The organism is Niabella sp. CPT15-335-S11 (assembly GCF_058792415.1).
The window spans coordinates 320,821-336,958 of record NZ_JBYTEI010000001.1 but is presented as its reverse complement, the minus strand read 5'-3'; the positions used below and the strand labels follow the sequence as shown (position 1 = coordinate 336,958).

Annotated in this window: 15 protein-coding genes; 7 read left to right on the top strand and 8 right to left on the bottom strand. The window is 47.1% G+C overall.

Annotated features, from left to right (window positions below):
- Positions 1 to 134: 134 nt before the first annotated feature.
- The 3 genes from pheS to AC3WS5_RS01440 all read left to right on the top strand — a co-directional run bounded on the left by pheS (position 135) and on the right by AC3WS5_RS01440 (position 2,989).
- On the top strand, positions 135 to 1,184 hold the full coding sequence (gene pheS / locus AC3WS5_RS01450) for a phenylalanine--tRNA ligase subunit alpha (protein WP_492465412.1): 1,050 nt from the start codon (positions 135 to 137) through the stop codon (positions 1,182 to 1,184).
- A gap of 234 nt (positions 1,185 to 1,418) precedes the next feature.
- On the top strand, positions 1,419 to 1,949 hold the full coding sequence (locus AC3WS5_RS01445) for a hypothetical protein (protein WP_492465411.1): 531 nt from the start codon (positions 1,419 to 1,421) through the stop codon (positions 1,947 to 1,949).
- Positions 1,946 to 2,989, top strand: a complete 1,044-nt coding sequence (locus AC3WS5_RS01440) for an SDR family NAD(P)-dependent oxidoreductase (RefSeq protein ID WP_492466462.1) — start codon at positions 1,946 to 1,948, stop codon at positions 2,987 to 2,989. Before AC3WS5_RS01445 ends, AC3WS5_RS01440 begins: the two co-directional genes overlap by 4 nt.
- Positions 2,990 to 2,995: 6 nt before the next feature.
- Here AC3WS5_RS01440 and mutL read toward each other — a convergent pair whose 3' ends face one another.
- Positions 2,996 to 4,852, bottom strand: coding sequence for a DNA mismatch repair endonuclease MutL (mutL, locus tag AC3WS5_RS01435; protein ID WP_492465410.1), 1,857 nt, complete (start codon positions 4,850 to 4,852; stop codon positions 2,996 to 2,998).
- 71 nt (positions 4,853 to 4,923) lie between these two features.
- Here mutL and AC3WS5_RS01430 point away from each other — a divergent pair, with 71 nt between their 5' ends.
- From AC3WS5_RS01430 to rnhB, 4 genes are all read left to right on the top strand, one after another.
- On the top strand, positions 4,924 to 7,902 hold the full coding sequence (locus AC3WS5_RS01430) for a serine hydrolase domain-containing protein (RefSeq protein WP_492465409.1): 2,979 nt from the start codon (positions 4,924 to 4,926) through the stop codon (positions 7,900 to 7,902).
- Between the two features lie 49 nt (positions 7,903 to 7,951).
- Positions 7,952 to 9,001 carry a 3-oxoacyl-ACP synthase III family protein gene (locus AC3WS5_RS01425; RefSeq protein WP_492465408.1) on the top strand — a complete coding sequence of 350 codons (1,050 nt, stop codon included), beginning with the start codon at positions 7,952 to 7,954 and terminating at the stop codon, positions 8,999 to 9,001.
- 79 nt (positions 9,002 to 9,080) lie between these two features.
- Positions 9,081 to 10,019, top strand: coding sequence for a diacylglycerol/lipid kinase family protein (locus AC3WS5_RS01420; protein WP_492465407.1), 939 nt, complete (start codon positions 9,081 to 9,083; stop codon positions 10,017 to 10,019).
- Complete coding sequence (gene rnhB, locus AC3WS5_RS01415; protein ID WP_492465406.1) at positions 9,997 to 10,608, top strand: ribonuclease HII; 612 nt, start codon at positions 9,997 to 9,999, stop codon at positions 10,606 to 10,608. The genes AC3WS5_RS01420 and rnhB overlap by 23 nt, the downstream gene beginning before the upstream one ends.
- Positions 10,609 to 10,652: 44 nt before the next feature.
- Here the strand turns inward: rnhB and AC3WS5_RS01410 are convergent, their stop codons facing one another.
- From AC3WS5_RS01410 to gldC, 7 genes are all read right to left on the bottom strand, one after another.
- Positions 10,653 to 11,036: a hypothetical protein gene (locus AC3WS5_RS01410; RefSeq protein ID WP_492465405.1), complete on the bottom strand. Its 384-nt coding sequence runs from the start codon at positions 11,034 to 11,036 to the stop codon at positions 10,653 to 10,655.
- Between the two features lie 137 nt (positions 11,037 to 11,173).
- Positions 11,174 to 12,052 (bottom strand): NAD kinase, encoded by an 879-nt coding sequence (locus AC3WS5_RS01405; protein ID WP_492465404.1) that lies wholly within the window; start codon positions 12,050 to 12,052, stop codon positions 11,174 to 11,176.
- 1 nt (position 12,053) lies between these two features.
- Positions 12,054 to 13,448 (bottom strand): POTRA domain-containing protein, encoded by a 1,395-nt coding sequence (locus AC3WS5_RS01400; protein ID WP_492465403.1) that lies wholly within the window; start codon positions 13,446 to 13,448, stop codon positions 12,054 to 12,056.
- A 122-nt stretch (positions 13,449 to 13,570) separates the two neighbouring features.
- Positions 13,571 to 14,230, bottom strand: coding sequence for a CBS domain-containing protein (locus tag AC3WS5_RS01395; protein ID WP_492465402.1), 660 nt, complete (start codon positions 14,228 to 14,230; stop codon positions 13,571 to 13,573).
- 29 nt (positions 14,231 to 14,259) lie between these two features.
- On the bottom strand, positions 14,260 to 15,039 hold the full coding sequence (locus tag AC3WS5_RS01390) for an alpha/beta fold hydrolase (RefSeq protein WP_492465401.1): 780 nt from the start codon (positions 15,037 to 15,039) through the stop codon (positions 14,260 to 14,262).
- 210 nt (positions 15,040 to 15,249) lie between these two features.
- The gene (locus AC3WS5_RS01385) at positions 15,250 to 15,702 is read right to left on the bottom strand and encodes a GatB/YqeY domain-containing protein (protein ID WP_492465400.1); all 453 of its coding nucleotides are present in this window, start codon (positions 15,700 to 15,702) and stop codon (positions 15,250 to 15,252) included.
- A 65-nt stretch (positions 15,703 to 15,767) separates the two neighbouring features.
- On the bottom strand, positions 15,768 to 16,118 hold the full coding sequence (gldC, locus tag AC3WS5_RS01380; RefSeq protein ID WP_492465399.1) for a gliding motility protein GldC: 351 nt from the start codon (positions 16,116 to 16,118) through the stop codon (positions 15,768 to 15,770).
- Between the last annotated feature and the right edge of the window lie 20 nt (positions 16,119 to 16,138).

The following is a 16,138-nucleotide window of genomic DNA, read 5'->3' as shown; positions in this document are numbered from 1 at the left end:
AAAAGGCATCCTTGGCTGGAGTGTGCGCTCTCCCAGGCAAGTGCGGCGGATACTACAATAACATGGAAAATCCCCGGTTGTATATCGAAAAATCCTGATTTACAACTGATGAAATCGAGCTATCTTTGCGCCCTATGCAGGACTTGAAAAGTAAACTCGAGGCCTGGAAAGCCGAAATTGACGGTTTTTCAGCAACTGATGGGCAATCCGTGGAGGCATTCAGAATCAAATGGTTGGGGACAAAGGGACTCGTAAAAGCCGCTATGGGCGAAATGAAGAACCTGCTGAATGAAGATAAAAAAGAGGCGGGCAGATTGCTGAATGAATTCAAACAGTTTGCTGAAGCAAAATATGAAGCAATCAAATCAGCGAGTGCTGGAGCAGGAGAGACCAAGGCCGGGCCTGATGTTTCCCTGCCGGGCGATGAAACGCCGCTCGGAAGCCGGCACCCGGTGTCGCTAACGATGAACCGCATCATCAACATTTTTCAGCGGCTGGGTTTTGCTGTGGCCGAAGGCCCAGAGATTGAAGACGACTGGCACAATTTCACTGCACTGAATATACCGGAATACCACCCCGCGAGGGACATGCAGGACACTTTTTATGTGGAGTCAGATTCTTTTTCTAACATCCCCTGGCTGCTGCGTACCCACACCAGCAATACCCAGGTGCACGAGATGGAAAAGGGAAAACTGCCCATCCGCGTGATCTGCCCGGGCCGGGTTTACCGCAACGAAACCATCAGCTCTAGGAGCCACTGTTTCTTTCACCAGGTAGAAGGTTTATATATTGACGAGAATGTTTCCTTTGCAGACCTGAAACAAACCCTGTACTTTTTTGTGAAAGAAATGTACAATGATGCCCGCGATGATGTAAGGGTCAGGTTCCGCCCGTCTTATTTTCCGTTCACAGAGCCGAGCGCAGAGATGGATGTGAGTTGCTTTATCTGTGGCGGGAAGGGTTGTAATATATGCAAGAAGACCGGCTGGGTTGAGATCCTGGGCTGCGGTATGGTACATCCCAATGTATTGAAAAACTGTGGCATAGATCCGGAAAAATTCACGGGTTTTGCTTTCGGTATGGGTGTGGAACGGCCGGCCCTGCTGAAATATGGTATTAATGATATACGGCTTTTTAGTGAAAATGATATCCGATTCCTCAGGCAGTTTACCACGGCTACCTGACAAAGGGTATCCGGGTATTTGAACCGTAGAAATGCCCAAGACTGTTTATTAGGAGCCGAGACGCGTAAACCTATGGTTTAATATGATCCTTAACACACGGGACTTTCAGAAGAATTTTTCAGTATGTATGCCGATGAGCCTCCAATAATTTCGAAATTGGATTGTATGCTGATGCCAATATAACAACAGGCAATATGTATTAATTGTTTTGTATATAAATAATTGTTTAGATAAATGGATAAGAAATTCCGGTTAAACCCAAATACCATCCTGATGCTTTGCATTTTTGGAGTGGCTGTATTGGTAAACCTGATTATGGTACTGGTAAATATCAACGGGTTAGACTCCACAGACAAACCTGTGTACAAGCGTTCGGTTTTGTTACTTTCGATATTGGATTTTCTGAAAATCCTGATTTTCCTGGTGCAGGGGTATCTCATTTTTTTGATCGTCAGGAGAGTCATTCAACTGGAAAGCTGGAATGAGCGATATTATAAAACCATCAAGAGAATCGGATGGCTCGGTGTCCTGGGGCTTCTGATTGGTGCAATTTCCGACAGTGGTCATGAGCTCATTGATTCCGGTAGCACTTCGATATTACAAATGCTGTCGGGTCCCGAAAACTATCCGGGTATTCTGGCACAGGCGATATTTTCCTCGCCATTGTCGTGGTTGCTGGTTGTCGCCATCTTTTTGCTGGCAGATGTAATGCTATTTATCCAAAGTCGGAAGTCCCCCGATCCATTTAGGAATGTTGATTTATAGCTATTTTCGCAAAAACTACCCGTATCAAATCTCAGCTATCAAATATACTGGTCACCGGCGGTACCGGATTCCTTGGCGCTTACATCATCAGGGAACTGGTCGCGCAGGGTTACAAAGTGAGGGCACTTAAGAGACCATCCGGCAGATGGCCCGAGTTTATGGACAGCCATCTTTCAGATCAGGTTGATTGGGTGGAAGGAGATATCCTCGATCAGCCATCTCTGGAAAATGCGCTTCAAGGGATTGACGCGGTTGTCCATGCAGCCGGGGTCGTATCCTTTTCAAAACATGACCGGGAAAGAATGTACCAGGTCAACGTGGAAGGAACCGCGAATATCGTCAATGCATCGTTGGAAACAGGAGTTCGCAGATTTTTACAAATCAGTTCTGTAGCAGCGTTGGGGAGGAGGGCGGTAGCGGGGAGGTTGGATGAAACATCCAAATGGCAACAGGATCCCGGGCAGACACATTATGCCATCAGCAAATATCGCGGCGAGCTTGAAGTCTGGAGAGGATTTGCCGAAGGTCTGAAAGGAGCGATCCTAAATCCGGCAACTATACTGGGGTATGGAGACTGGCATACCGGAAGTTGTGCTATTTTCAAGAACGTTTATGACGAGTTCGGATGGTTTTCCCGAGGCATCAACGGATTTGCGGGCGTTGAAGATACCGCCCGTGCTGTGGCAGCCCTGCTTGAATCAGATGTTACCGAAGAGCGATTTATTATTTGTAACGATAACTGGTCATTTAAGACGCTGCTGGAAACCATGGCAGACGGATTTGGCCGCAAACGGCCATCGCGCGAGGTTACACCACTGATAGCTGCGCTGGCCTGGCGTTATGAGAAACTGAAGAGCCTCTTTACAAGGCGGGCGCCGCTTATTACCAGGGAGAGCGCGCAGGTTGCTAATGCCAGTGCGTTATTTGACAGCTCAAAATTCCTGAAAATCTTTCCGGCGTTCCATTACCATTCCCTGGAACAGATAATAAAAGAGGCCTGCTCCAGGTACCTGGGGGATGTCCGGATGTCAAAATCCTGAATCTCCTTAACTCCCAAACATTTTTTCGATCTGTGCCTTGCTGAATTCAAGAAAAGTAGGTTGCCCGCTGGGCGAGATATTGAACGGATCACAAGCAAACAGTTCCGCCAGCAGCCGGTGCATTTCTTTGTCGGTGAGGTGGGTGCCGGCTTTAACTGCTTTGTGGGCAGCTATCGATCTGACCAGTTTTTCGCGGCTGGAAAATCCAGCCTCCGGGTTGAAATTCTTAAACTGTTCGAGTGTTTTTTCAATAAGCTGACTTTCGTTCCCAGCCTCGGATCCGGCTGGTGTTCCCTGAATAATGAAACTATTTTTTCCAAAGGGTTCTACCAGGTATCCCAGCACACTAAGATCCGGCAGCAGCTCAGTCAGGATAACCGTATCAGACGGGGACAACTCCAGCATCAGGGGAAACATACTCCGCTGAACACTTGCCGGTTTGCCGGGTTGGATACTCATCATCTGCTGATACAAAACTCTTTCGTGCGCGTGTTGCTGGTTGATCAGTAAAAAGCTTTCCGGACCGGGCAGTATGATGTAGCTGTTGAACACCTGTATGGCCGCGGCATGCTCACTCGCACTAAATCCTTTTTCAAACAGCGTATTCCCGGTCTTTAGAGGGCCCTGATCAGAGATCGGGGGCTGAGGGGCCAGACTTTCGGATCGTTTTTCACGAGGGGCATAGAAATCGCGCCAGCTTTTGAGCCCCGCGCCGGATGACGGTTCTATGAAGTGCGCCTGGTTCTTTTGTGTAAAACCTTTGAAAATGGATGACCCCGCCACAGTGTCCCGCTGAACTGTTGTAAAGGGTTGGGTTACGGAAGGCAATTGTTGTATGGACGCATCAAGATCGAAATCCAGTGTAGGTGTAACACTGAACTGCGCCAGTGCATGCCGGACAGCGGCTTTCATAAAAGCATAAATGATCTTTTCGTCCTCAAACTTTATCTCCTGTTTGGTAGGATGGACATTGACATCCACTTGTTCCGGATCCAGGTCAATGAATAACACATACATCGGAAAGCTGTCGGAGGCGATCATTTCCTGGTAGGCATTCATCACCGCATGGTGAAGATATGGGCTTCGGATGAACCGGTTATTTACAAAAAAATACTGGTCACCCCTGGTCTTTTTTGCTGTCTCGGGCTTCCCGGTAAATCCGGTTATATTCATATAGTCGGTCTCTTCTTTTACCGGGACCATCCGCGTGTTGTATTGGTTCCCCAAAAGCTGCACGATCCGCTGTTTCAGGCTTCCTGGTTCCAGGTGGAAGACCTGCTGGCCGTTGCTCGTGAGCGTGAAGAGTATATCGGGAAATGCCATCGCCACCCGGGTAAATTCTTCAATGATATGCCGTAATTCTGCTGAATTGCTCTTTAAGAAATTTCTCCGGGCAGGGACATTAAAGAAAAGATTCTTCATCGCGATGCTGGTTCCCTGCGGCATCGCTACAGGTTCCTGCCGGATGACCAGGCTGTTTTCCACCTCTATCAATGTACCTGCTTCATCTTCCGCGCGCCTGGACTTCAGCTCTACCTGGGCAACTGCGGCAATCGAGGCCAGTGCCTCACCCCTGAATCCCATGGTGCGAATTCGGAACAGGTCATCAATTTCTTTGATCTTGCTTGTTGCATGGCGCTCAAAACACAGCCGTGCGTCAGTCTCGCTCATCCCGCTGCCATTGTCGGTTACCTGGAGCAGGGATTTGCCCGCATCGGAGAGGATAAGGTTGATTTGGGTGGCGCCTGCATCCACAGCATTTTCCAGCAATTCCTTTGCTGCGCTCGCCGGGCGCTGAATAACCTCACCAGCGGCGATCTGATTCGCGATATTTTCTGGTAATACTACTATTTTGTCAGCCACGCTCTGCCTTTGAATCGGTAAATGTACAAAAGAATTTCCGCTACATTTGTAAATACACTTAAGCGATACATATGTTGAGATACCTCTTGTTGCCGTTAACCGTACTTTTTCTGACATCTGCCAAAAATCTCCCACGGATTTCTGATCTTCCAAAGCCAGGGGAATCTGTCGGCCGGTCTGATAAAGCTAACAAGAACATGGTCCCTGTTGATCCAAAAGCAAAAAAGTGGGTGGATAGTGTCTACAAGAGCCTTACAAAAGATCAGCGGATCGCTCAACTGATCGTAGTGAGGGCCCATAGTAACCTGGGCGCTGATCATGTGAGTAAGGTGGCCAACCTGATCAGCACTTATAATGTAGGCGCACTCTGCTTTTTTCAGGGCGGTCCGGTACGCCAGGCGCAGCTCACCAATTATTACCAGGGGCTGGCAAAAACACCCCTGATGATCACTATTGATGGAGAGTATGGTCTGGGTATGCGGCTCGACAGCGTTATGAAATTTCCCTACCAGATGACCCTTGGTGCACTGTCGGACACCAGCCTGGTTTATCAAATGGGACTAGCCGTTGGCGAGCAACACAAACGCCTCGGTGTTCATGTCAATTACGCACCAGTGGTGGATGTGAATAATAACCCGGATAATCCCGTGATCGGATACCGATCTTTCGGTGAGGATAAGGAACGTGTGGCACGGTTAGGTCTGGCTTATATGCGGGGCATGCAGGACGCGGGAATCATGGCTTGTGCCAAACATTTTCCGGGTCATGGTGATGTAAATGTGGACTCACACCTGGATCTTCCGGTCATCAATAAAACCCGGAAACAATTGGACGACCTGGAATTGTATCCGTTCCGTGAATTGATCAAAGGAGGGGTACAAAGCATTATGATCGGACATCTGTTCGTACCAGCCATTGACAACAGTCCGAACCGAGCCACATCTATTTCAAAAAAAGCGGTCACAGGATTACTTCGGAAAGACCTAGGATACCAGGGGTTGGTTTTTACCGATGCACTTGAGATGGAAGGCGTTAAAAAATTTTTCCCCGGTGGTACGATTTCGGTGGAGGCGTTGGTTGCCGGCAACGATATGCTCTGCCTGCCCGAATCGGTGCCTGAAACCCTGGCAGCGGTGAAGACTGCCATCGGGAAAAGAAAATTATCCTGGAGGGATATTGAGGAAAAAGTCAAGCGGGTATTGATGGCCAAATATCGTTTAGGTCTCAATCATTTAAGCCCTGTTGACACCACCAACCTGCTCAATGATCTCAACAGTAAAACGGCGAATATCCGCGCTAAAGTGGCGGAGAAGGCGCTGACGGTGGTCGCAAAATCCGCTCCCGACAGTTTTGAAGGCCAGTTTTTTAGCTGGCCGCTGATAAAAGGTCAGAAAATCGCCTGTGTCTCATTCGGCAAAGGACTTCCGGATATTTTTGCCGATCGGTTAAAAAAAGAGCTGGGCGCTGATCTTTTCCAAATCAATTACGCCGATTCTCCTGAACAGGACGAAAAAACGGCGAAAATCATTGAGGATGGGCAGTATGACGCGGTGGTGATGGGATTTCATGATATCGGGCTAAGAAACAGAAACGATAATTTCGGTATCTCCCCGCAGGCTTTACAGCATTGGGCGAGGTTGAATAAAACCAATTCACTGACCCTTGTTTTTGGGATCCCGCTGGCTTTAAGGAGCTTTTGTTCGGCAACTTCGCTTGCTGTGGCCTATGAAGATGACGAAATATTTCAACATGCAGCGGCCGATTGGCTGGTAGGGAAGTTTCAGGCTTCCGGAACATTGCCGGTATCTGTCTGCAACTGGAAGTCAGGGACCGGACTTACTTTACAAGCCGGGACTACGCAAGTGGGAGACAGCCGTTTCGCCGTTGTGGACTCCATTGCTTTGGAAGGCATCGCTAAGAAAGCCTATCCGGGCTGTGTGATCCTGGCTGCCCAGCATGGGAAGATCGTCTATCATAAGGCATTTGGCCATTATGAATATGAGTCGTCCCAACCCGTCTTGCTGAATAGTATTTACGACCTGGCTTCGGTCACAAAGACCTCGGCTACGACCGTCGCCATCATGAAGTTGTATGAGGAAGGCAGGTTAGACATCAAAGGGCAATTGAAAGATTACCTGAGCTGGGCAAAAAAGACGAATAAAGCGAACCTGACACTGGAAGAACTTCTGTTGCATCAGGGAGGTATGGTTCCCTTTATCCCTTTTTACAAAGAGACCCTGGATTCAGCGGGGAATCCCAGAAAGGATCTGTACCGTTCTGTTCCTGAAAATAACTTTACAACCCAGGTGGCAAGAGGCCTCTATCTCCGGAACGATTGGGTGGATACTATCTGGAAGAGGATCCTGGATAGTCCGGTTACCGAGCCAAACGTGAAATATATCTACAGCGACAACGATTTCTGGTTTCTGGGAAAGATCGTAGAAAATGTTACTCAAAAACCCCTGGACAAATACGTGCGGGAAGCTTTTTATATCCCGATGAATATGCAGACGACGGGGTATCATCCATTGGAGCGTTTTCGTAGGGAGCAGATTGTGCCCACCGAACGGGAACATGGATTCAGGAATCAGTTGATCCAGGGTACGGTGCACGATGAAGGTGCGGCGCTCGCCGGGGGCGTAGCCGGTCATGCCGGACTTTTTTCAGATGCCTATGATCTGGGCAAACTATATCAGATGCTATTGAACGGAGGTGAGTTGAATGGGAAGAGATTTCTTAGACCTGAAACTATCCGCAACTTTACCTCTTACCACAGTTCATTTAGCCGTAGAGGCTACGGTTTTGATAAACCCGAAAGAGATAACACGGACAGCAATGACCCCTATCCCAGCAGCCTCGCGTCGGGCAGCACTTTTGGTCATACCGGATTTACCGGTACCTGCGTGTGGGTGGACCCTAAGAATGGGATACTGTACATATTCTTATCTAATCGCGTAAATCCCACCAGAGATAATCCCAGGCTGGGGACCTTGCGGATCCGGGGCCGGATTCAGGATGCAATTTACCGGGCACTGGGTGTACCAGGTTAATTGATTTTTAAAGTCAATTTACTAACTTGCTAAAAAAACACCTGATCACATGTTAAGAACGGTCATTGCCGGTATTGGAAGTTATGTGCCGGAAAAAGTGGTTACTAATGAGGATCTCGTTAAGGTGATGGACACCAGTGATGACTGGATCCGGGAGCGCACGGGGATTGGAGAGCGCAGGTATGCCGACCGGAACGAAGAGACTACTGCGATCCTGGGAGCTAAAGCTGCCAGGATCGCTATTGAAAGGGCAGGAATTAAGCCGGAGGAAATTGACTTCCTCATCTTTGCCACCCTCAGTCCCGATTACTATTTTCCCGGCTGCGGGGTTCTCGTACAAAGAATGCTTGAATTAAAAGACATTGGCGCCCTTGATATCCGGAATCAATGCAGCGGATTTGTTTATGGGCTGAGTATTGCCGATCAGTTTATCAAAACGGGGATGTACAGGAATATTCTTTTGATTGGCTCGGAGGTGCATTCTTACGCCCTTGATTTCACAACCCGGGGTAGAAACGTATCCGTAATTTTTGGCGATGGAGCGGGTGCAGTCGTCCTGCAGCCCACGACAGATAAAGACCGGGGTATTCTCAGTACGCATCTGCACAGTGATGGAAGCCAGGCAGAAGTACTGTGTATGCCTAATCCGGGGTTCCATGCCGGCGTGCATAACCCTGTATGGAGAACCAGCGAGGCCGGGGAACCCTGGGGTAACCTGTTTGTGAACAGCGAGTTGATGGATAGGGAGGATTATTATCCTTATATGGACGGTCAGTTGGTTTTTAAGTATGCGGTACAGAAACTTCCCGAAGTGATCAACGAGGCGTTAAACGCAAATCAATGTAAAGCAGAGGATTTGAAATTGTTGGTTCCCCACCAGGCTAATCTGCGAATATCAGGCTATATTCAGCAAAAACTACGGTTGAAAGACGAACAGGTTTTCAATAACATCCAGAAATATGGAAATACGACTGCCGCATCCATTCCGCTGGCGCTTTGTGAGGCCTGGGAATCCGGAAAAATTGAGACCAGCGACCTGGTTTGCCTTGCGGCGTTTGGTAGTGGGTTTACCTGGGCAAGTGCCCTCCTGAAGTGGTGAAAACGTATGTATATTTTTCTTAAATTTAATGTAGGAAAGGAATTTTTGTATCCGGCGATCATTCAAACGGGCGTTGATCATGTTACGTAGAAAAATAATATATATTGTCAACCCGATTTCCGGGGCCGGTTCCAAGGATGCGGTTCTGAATGTCATTGCTGCCGAAACTTTGAAAGCCGGTATCAGGTTTCAGTTTTTTCCTTCGGTTGCAAACGGCGATTATACTTATTTGATAGATACTATCAGGGAAGAGAATATTACTGATGTGGTGGTTGTGGGGGGCGATGGGACGGTTAGCCAGGTCGTGGACAGCCTGAAAGAGCTTCCCCTCCAGTTTGGAATAATTCCGGCCGGATCGGGTAATGGACTGGCATTTGGCGCCGGGATTTCAAGAATTCCCAAAAGAGCCCTGAAAACCGTTTTTAAAAATCATGCTATCTGGGTTGACGGGTTCAGGGTGAATGGGCAATATGCGTGCATGCTTTGCGGGCTGGGTTTTGATGCACAGGTTGCACATGATTTCGCTGCTCAGCCTCAAAGGGGGCTCCGGACCTATGTCCGGCAGGTGTTTAAGAATTTTCTGGATGCGCGGCCCTACTCATTCGAAATTTCTTTGAAGAATGAGTCCTTTCGGACAGAAGCCTATTTCATCAGCGTTGCTAACAGCAATCAGTTTGGCAATAACTTTACGATTGCCCCTAAAGCAAATCTGAGTGATGGACTGGTGGATGTTGTCATCGTCACAGAACAATCGAAAATCGCCTTGTTGTATAATACCATGTTGCAGGTCGGCGGAATGACTGAACTGGGTATCGGCGAGCCTGTCAGTAAAAAAGGGGGTGTTATTTATTTCCAAACCAAAGAAATGACGATTCACAACTTACATGGTGCACCACTTCATATTGATGGCGACCCGGTAAGTACGAAATCAAATATTCGGATACAGGTCGAAAAGAAATCTTTCAGGTTGCTGGTAAATGCGCCGAGGCAGAATCATGAAAGTAAAAAAGAATCTTGATAGCTGTTTTCAAAGGGAAATACCTGAAGCGGGCTGCGATGAAGCGGGCCGCGGTTGCTACGCAGGTCCGGTATTTGCTGCTGCGGTGATACTACCGCCAGATTTTTTTCATCCCTTGTTGAATGACAGCAAGCTGGTCAGCGCTAAGATCAGGCAGGAACTTCGTATTCATATTGAGATGAATGCCTGCGCCTGGGCCGTCGCCCGGGTGGAAGTGGAGGAAATAGATCGGATAAACATATTAAAGGCATCTCAGAAAGCCATGCATCTGGCGCTCGACCAACTGAACCCGCGCCCGGGGTTTGTTGCTGTAGATGGTAATTATTTTGTCCCCTATCGGGATCTCCCCTACCGTTGCGTTATCAAGGGAGATGGCAAGCTGGCCAATATTGCGGCTGCGAGTATTTTGGCAAAGACCAGTCGGGATGATTATATGCGGGCTTTACACAGTCAGTTTCCGCAATATAACTGGTTCAGGAACAAAGGATATGGCACCGCAGAACACAGGACGGCCATTGCGAGATTTGGCCTTTCAGAACATCACCGAAAAAGTTTTAACATTGTACCGGTACAGACAGCCTTGTTCTGATAGCAAATGGCATCGAATTTGAGTTCTTAAGAAATAATCTGAAATTATGAAAAGGTTAGTATTGCTCCTTTTGGTGTTGTTTCTGGGTGGCTTTGCGACAAGTTTTTCGCAACCGCGCCCGCCGAGACCACCACGCCCGCCGCACCCGCGGCATTACAAGGCAAAGAAATATAAATCAAGACATCATCACGGTCATACAGCCCGGTACCGTTCCGGTAGGCCGGAACGACCTCCTTTACCACCGCGCCCGCCGAGACCACCGCGGCCGCCTCTGCCTCCGCATCCGTGATCTTAGAAACGTTTAAATCAGATTTTGGGTGATAGGAAGGTAAAGTATCACCTAACATTTTTCCAGGAGTTTCGGCAAAGGCATTAGGCATCTTTAAATGCAACATAATGATAATCAGCGTATTAGATATTATGTTCATAATATATTTTTCTGATAATCAATATCTAGTGTCTAGAATCTAAAGTCTAGTATCTGTTATCCCGCCCCCGTCCGCTGCGGCGGACGCATTGTCGGGCAGGCGTACTGAGTGGTACGTTGGGGGAGTAGTGTCTAATGTCAGTTCCTCCTGTCCAGGCCCCAGATAAGTTTATTCTGGATAGTTTGCAGGAAATTGTTTTCGCTAAGCCGAATGAGGCGGGCGATAAATTTTTCCTTTCTGACAGCGAGAGAAACATTTTTTGAGACCACCTCTTTCCTGGAGTCGAGCGCGCAAATAAACTCATCGGTCCGGCTTTCAATCACGAAGGAAATGATGCTTGTATCATTTACGACGAGGGATCGCACATTCAGGTGGTGGGGGGCCACAGGTGTAATGGTAAAGTTGCTGGAATCCGGGAAAACAATAGGTCCTCCGCAACTCAGCGAATAACCGGTAGAACCGGTGGGCGTGGAAACGATCAACCCATCAGCCCAGTACGTGTTCAGGAATTCGCCATTGATATACGTATGGATTTTCAGCATGGACGCTGTATCCCGTTTATGGATAGAGAATTCATTTAACCCGAAGGGGATATCGCCAAACAGCGGTTTGTCCGCATCCAGGTGGATCAGGGTCCGGTTCTCGGTGATGTAGGTCCGGGAGGACAGCGCTTTGATCGCCAGCGTCAGGTTGTCGCGCCCGATACTCGACAGAAAACCCAGCCGGCCAAAATTGATACCGATGATAGCGATGGGTTTGTCTTTAATGAGCGTGACTGTATCCAGCAGGGTTCCATCGCCACCCAGACCGACCATACACTCTACGTCGGAATCCAGATCCTCGGTGTATAAGAAGGTCTTGTTTTCAAAGTTCAGGTTCAGGGGTGCTGTTAAATCTTCCGCCAATGGTTTATACACCAGATAGTCCAGGTTGAAATCTTCCAATTCCCTGAAGAACCTGTTTACATCTTCATACTGATCGGGTTCGATTCCTCTGCTGTAAACGGCTATCTTCATATCAGAACATGCTCTTTTTCTGTAAATATAACCCGTTTTGACCTAACTTATTGATGGAAAATTCAAGTTTCAGGGTAAAGTCGTAACTGGTGAAAATATCAAGCCCGATTCCGCCGCCGCTAAGCAGGGTATTGGGAAGCATATTATCTTCCGGCCTTGGATTGTAAACGTAGCCGGCGTTGCCAAAAACTTTTCCATAGATCTTCAGAGGTATGAGTCGCCCGGTTAACCATTTGGTGCCAGGAATATGGAAGCTGAAGTTTGTAAGCTGTCTGGAAAGTGTGGCATTGACCAGTCCCCCAGCTACTCCGTCCACTACATAATATTCGTAGCCCCTTGGGAAAAAGTCGCCGTACCCCAACATTCTCATAGAATAAAAAGGTTGGTGGAAAGGTACTTTCAGGCAGCCTAATACGGAGATGCTATAGAACATTTCTTTGCTGAGATGCCAGTTGCCCAGCCCCTTGGCTGTAACCTGCCACAAGTTCATGAGGTGGTTCAGGCCCTGTTTTTTTACAAAAATATCAACGGCATATCCCCGCGTCGGATAAGGGATATAATCCAGGTTCTGATAGTAAAGGCGGTAGTAAAGCTCAGGGTATCTCACTTGTGTGACTCCGTTAAAGAAGTACACAGGATTCAGCTTTAGCACACTGTCCGACACACGAACATGGTTAAAACCAATCCCAAAAGTGTGTGTAGTGAAATACTTCGGGCGATAAGTGAATTCTAATTTACTAGTGAAAAAATTATTCAGATATTGATTGGATTTCAGGAACTGCTGCTTATCTCCGATCGTCTTGTAGTTCACTTCTTTTGTCTTGCCAAATGCAAAATCCACGTTCATCCCCCATTTTAATTTTTTGTCGATGAACGGCCGGTGGTAACTTAGTTGTAACTGTTGCGTGTAGCCGGTAATACAGTTAAACCGGAGGTTATCATTATTTCCGGTGATATTATTGTACATTAATTTAATTCCATAATCAAGCCGGTCAATCCTGGCACCTTTATCAAAAAGCCACTGACTTAAGTTTCTGTCGACGGGTTTGAAATAAGGAATAGGGAACAGGTACCACCGTTCTCTGACAACTACCTGAATATCTACAAAAGGACTCTCGAATCCATTCACGGATACGGTCACTTCGTGGAAAAGAGCGGTATTCATCAATTGTTTTCTGGCCTGGGCGAAAGCCCGGGGAAAATCCCTGATTTTCAGCGAGTCCCCCGTCTTGAAAGGAAGTTCACGCTGGAGAATGATATCCCGGGTCTTTTTGTTTCCTTCAAATTGAATCTTGCGGATCACAAAGGAACTATCCAGTGTTGGAGGTAATTTGTTGGCGAGAATAAAAGAATCGAGCATTGGGCCGGAAGTAGCGGCATCGAATGTTGATCCCACAGATAATTGTGCCTGGCACGAAACAGAAACCGCGCATATCAGTACTGGTACCAGTAAATATCTTTGGACAATCAGCATGTTGGGGGCACCGGTCTCAAAATTTTTCTGACAACCGCTCAGGATTAAATGTTAAGATAATTCATCAAATTCTCATAGTTTTCTTTGATCTCATTAACGTACAATTCTTCGCCCGAATAATATTTCACCAGGTAATCGTAGCGTTGAAAACTTGCCACAATATCCGAAATTTCAAGTTTGTTCAGACACAGGGTAACCAGGAGAGAGCCTTTGTCCGGATCCGTGCTGGTATTGAGTTGTGTAATTTGAGCATCGTTAGTTTCGATGATCTTACTGATTTCAGTAAATGAGTACTGGCGCGGGTCTACTTCCAGCACCAGAATCCCCTGCAGGCTATCGAGACTCATAAAAGTGGCTACTGATTTCAACAGACGAGCCGCCCCCAGGCTTCCGATCAAATGGTTTTGCTTATCGGTCACCGGCAGGATGGTCAGATCATAACTCGAAGCCAGGGCCACACCTTTCAAAAAATGATCATCTTCTTTCACTGAAATATTGAGAAACGTGTATTCCAAGGCTTTAAGCGGTAGATTGGCATCGGCGTTGAGCAGGATATTTTCACTGCAAATCCCGGAAAATATGCCTGCTTCCGTAACAGGCAGATGTCTCAGTTGCTCGTCCTGCATGAAAGATAGTGCCTGCCATATCAGATCGCTGGTTTCCGGTACAGGGATCGCATCATAAGGGAGGGATTTTACAAACATGTTCACATTTACACTTAAGACAGGCCTGCTCAGACTTTTGTTGCAACGGCGGAATGCTTTTTAAGGAAATTAAATAAAATTTTATTAAATTCTTCCGGCACTTCCATCATGGGGGCGTGACCGCAATTCTCTATAAAATACAGTTCACTGTTGGGCAAAAGTTTATGAAACTCTTCAGCAACAAAAGGAGGTGTTACTTTATCGTTTGATCCCCAGATCAAAAGCGCCGGGATCCGGATCTTATTCAATTCCTCTCCCAGGTTATTGCGTATGGCGCTTTTTGCGAGTGCAATAATTTTAATGGCCTTCACCCTGTTATTGGTGATGGAAAACACTTCTTCAACCAGTTCTTCAGTGGCCATAGCAGGATCGTAAAAAGTATATTCAGTTTTCTCCCGGATATACTCCCGATCACCTCTTTTTGGAAAACTGTCGCCCATTGCGCTTTCGAATAAGCCGGAACTCCCTGTTAGAATCACTGTTTTGATCCGTGGTGAAGCGGTGCGCAGCAGGTAGATCAACCCCACATGACCGCCCAGTGAATTACCCAGGAGGTGAACGTTGGTATATCCCCTGGTTTCAATAAAACGGCCTACATATTTGGCAAGTCCGCTGACGCTCGTATGCAGGATATCCAGATCCAACAAAGGGAGCATTGGCACTACAACTTTGTTATAATCTTTGAAATAGTCGATCAGTGCGGAAAAATTACTGAGCGCTCCAAACAGGCCGTGTAACATTACGAGCGGTTCCCCTTCTCCGACTTCAATATATTTAAACTTTTCGTGTTGTTTTATCTCGTAATTCATTGTGTATTGCCTATATGGCTGCTAATTTATTGATTTTAATCTTCCGTATAACGGAAATACTTAAAATCATCTTCAAAAAATTCTTTCAGTTATCTTGGTTTGGTATTGTCTAAGGGCCCGAAATGGGAATCGAAGCTGTGTAAAGATGAAAAAAAGATCATTTTAAGCCGGATCTCCCGCTCTCATGTGGCCGGAAACCCGGGGTCAAATTCAGGAAGCCAGCATTTCGCGCACGACGCTTGAAATGGCTTTGCCGTCTGCTTTACCTGATAATTCTTTGCTTGCCAGGCCCATTACCTTGCCCATATCCGCCATTGTAGTGGCTCCGGTTTCCCGGATGATCCGGGCAATTGTTTCCCGGAGTTCTTCAGCCGAAAGCGGTGCAGGCAGGTATTTTTCAATAACTTCGATCTCTTCCTGTTCCTTTTTTGCCAGGTCCGGCCGGTTCTGCTTGTCGAAAATCTCGAAAGAATCTTTTCGTTGTTTCACCAGCTTTTGGAGGAGTTTAATTTCCTCATCTTTTGAAATTGAACCCGAAGCTCCTTCCGCAGTCTTCGCCAGCAGGATTGCGGCTTTGACTGCTCTCAGGCTCCGCAGGCCAACTTCGTCCCGGGCCAGCATTGCGACCTTTATATCATTGTTGATTATTTCTTCAAGTGCCATCGTGAATTGTTATTAAATTGTTAAACAATTTCAAGCTGTGTTTTGGAGTTGTCAATACGTAGTTCTCATCCGGCTTTATTTTCCTGTAGTTGCCTGGATTGAAATTTTTTATAGAAGTCTTTAGCAAAATTTCTCATGTCTTCAGCCTGATCCGTGTATTTAGTTGCCCGGCCAAAGGAATCCGCCATGGTCATCAGCGTTTGGTAAAAGAAGTCGGCCATCTCATCTACCATCATTTTCTGCGTCCAGAGATCGATGCGAAGCGCTTCTTTTTCGGCGCCGTTCCAAAAGGAGAGCATCAGCGCTTTGGCTTTTTGAGGATCCCGGATAGAACTTTCCGTGGCCTGCCAGGAAATCTCATCCGGGAAGCGGTTTTCATCAAGCTGAATATCTATGGTAATAGTTGATTTTGTCATAACAGGAAAATTGCCGGTTC

Coding starts and splice junctions, on each gene's coding strand:
- pheS (WP_492465412.1), top strand. CDS start 135: ATGCAGGACTTGAAAAGTAAACTCGAGGCCTGGAAAGCCGAAATTGAC.
- AC3WS5_RS01445 (WP_492465411.1), top strand. CDS start 1,419: ATGGATAAGAAATTCCGGTTAAACCCAAATACCATCCTGATGCTTTGC.
- AC3WS5_RS01430 (WP_492465409.1), top strand. CDS start 4,924: ATGTTGAGATACCTCTTGTTGCCGTTAACCGTACTTTTTCTGACATCT.
- AC3WS5_RS01425 (WP_492465408.1), top strand. CDS start 7,952: ATGTTAAGAACGGTCATTGCCGGTATTGGAAGTTATGTGCCGGAAAAA.
- AC3WS5_RS01420 (WP_492465407.1), top strand. CDS start 9,081: ATGTTACGTAGAAAAATAATATATATTGTCAACCCGATTTCCGGGGCC.
- rnhB (WP_492465406.1), top strand. CDS start 9,997: ATGAAAGTAAAAAAGAATCTTGATAGCTGTTTTCAAAGGGAAATACCT.
- AC3WS5_RS01410 (WP_492465405.1), bottom strand. CDS start 11,036: ATGAACATAATATCTAATACGCTGATTATCATTATGTTGCATTTAAAG.
- AC3WS5_RS01405 (WP_492465404.1), bottom strand. CDS start 12,052: ATGAAGATAGCCGTTTACAGCAGAGGAATCGAACCCGATCAGTATGAA.
- AC3WS5_RS01395 (WP_492465402.1), bottom strand. CDS start 14,230: ATGTTTGTAAAATCCCTCCCTTATGATGCGATCCCTGTACCGGAAACC.
- AC3WS5_RS01390 (WP_492465401.1), bottom strand. CDS start 15,039: ATGAATTACGAGATAAAACAACACGAAAAGTTTAAATATATTGAAGTC.
- AC3WS5_RS01385 (WP_492465400.1), bottom strand. CDS start 15,702: ATGGCACTTGAAGAAATAATCAACAATGATATAAAGGTCGCAATGCTG.
- gldC (WP_492465399.1), bottom strand. CDS start 16,118: ATGACAAAATCAACTATTACCATAGATATTCAGCTTGATGAAAACCGC.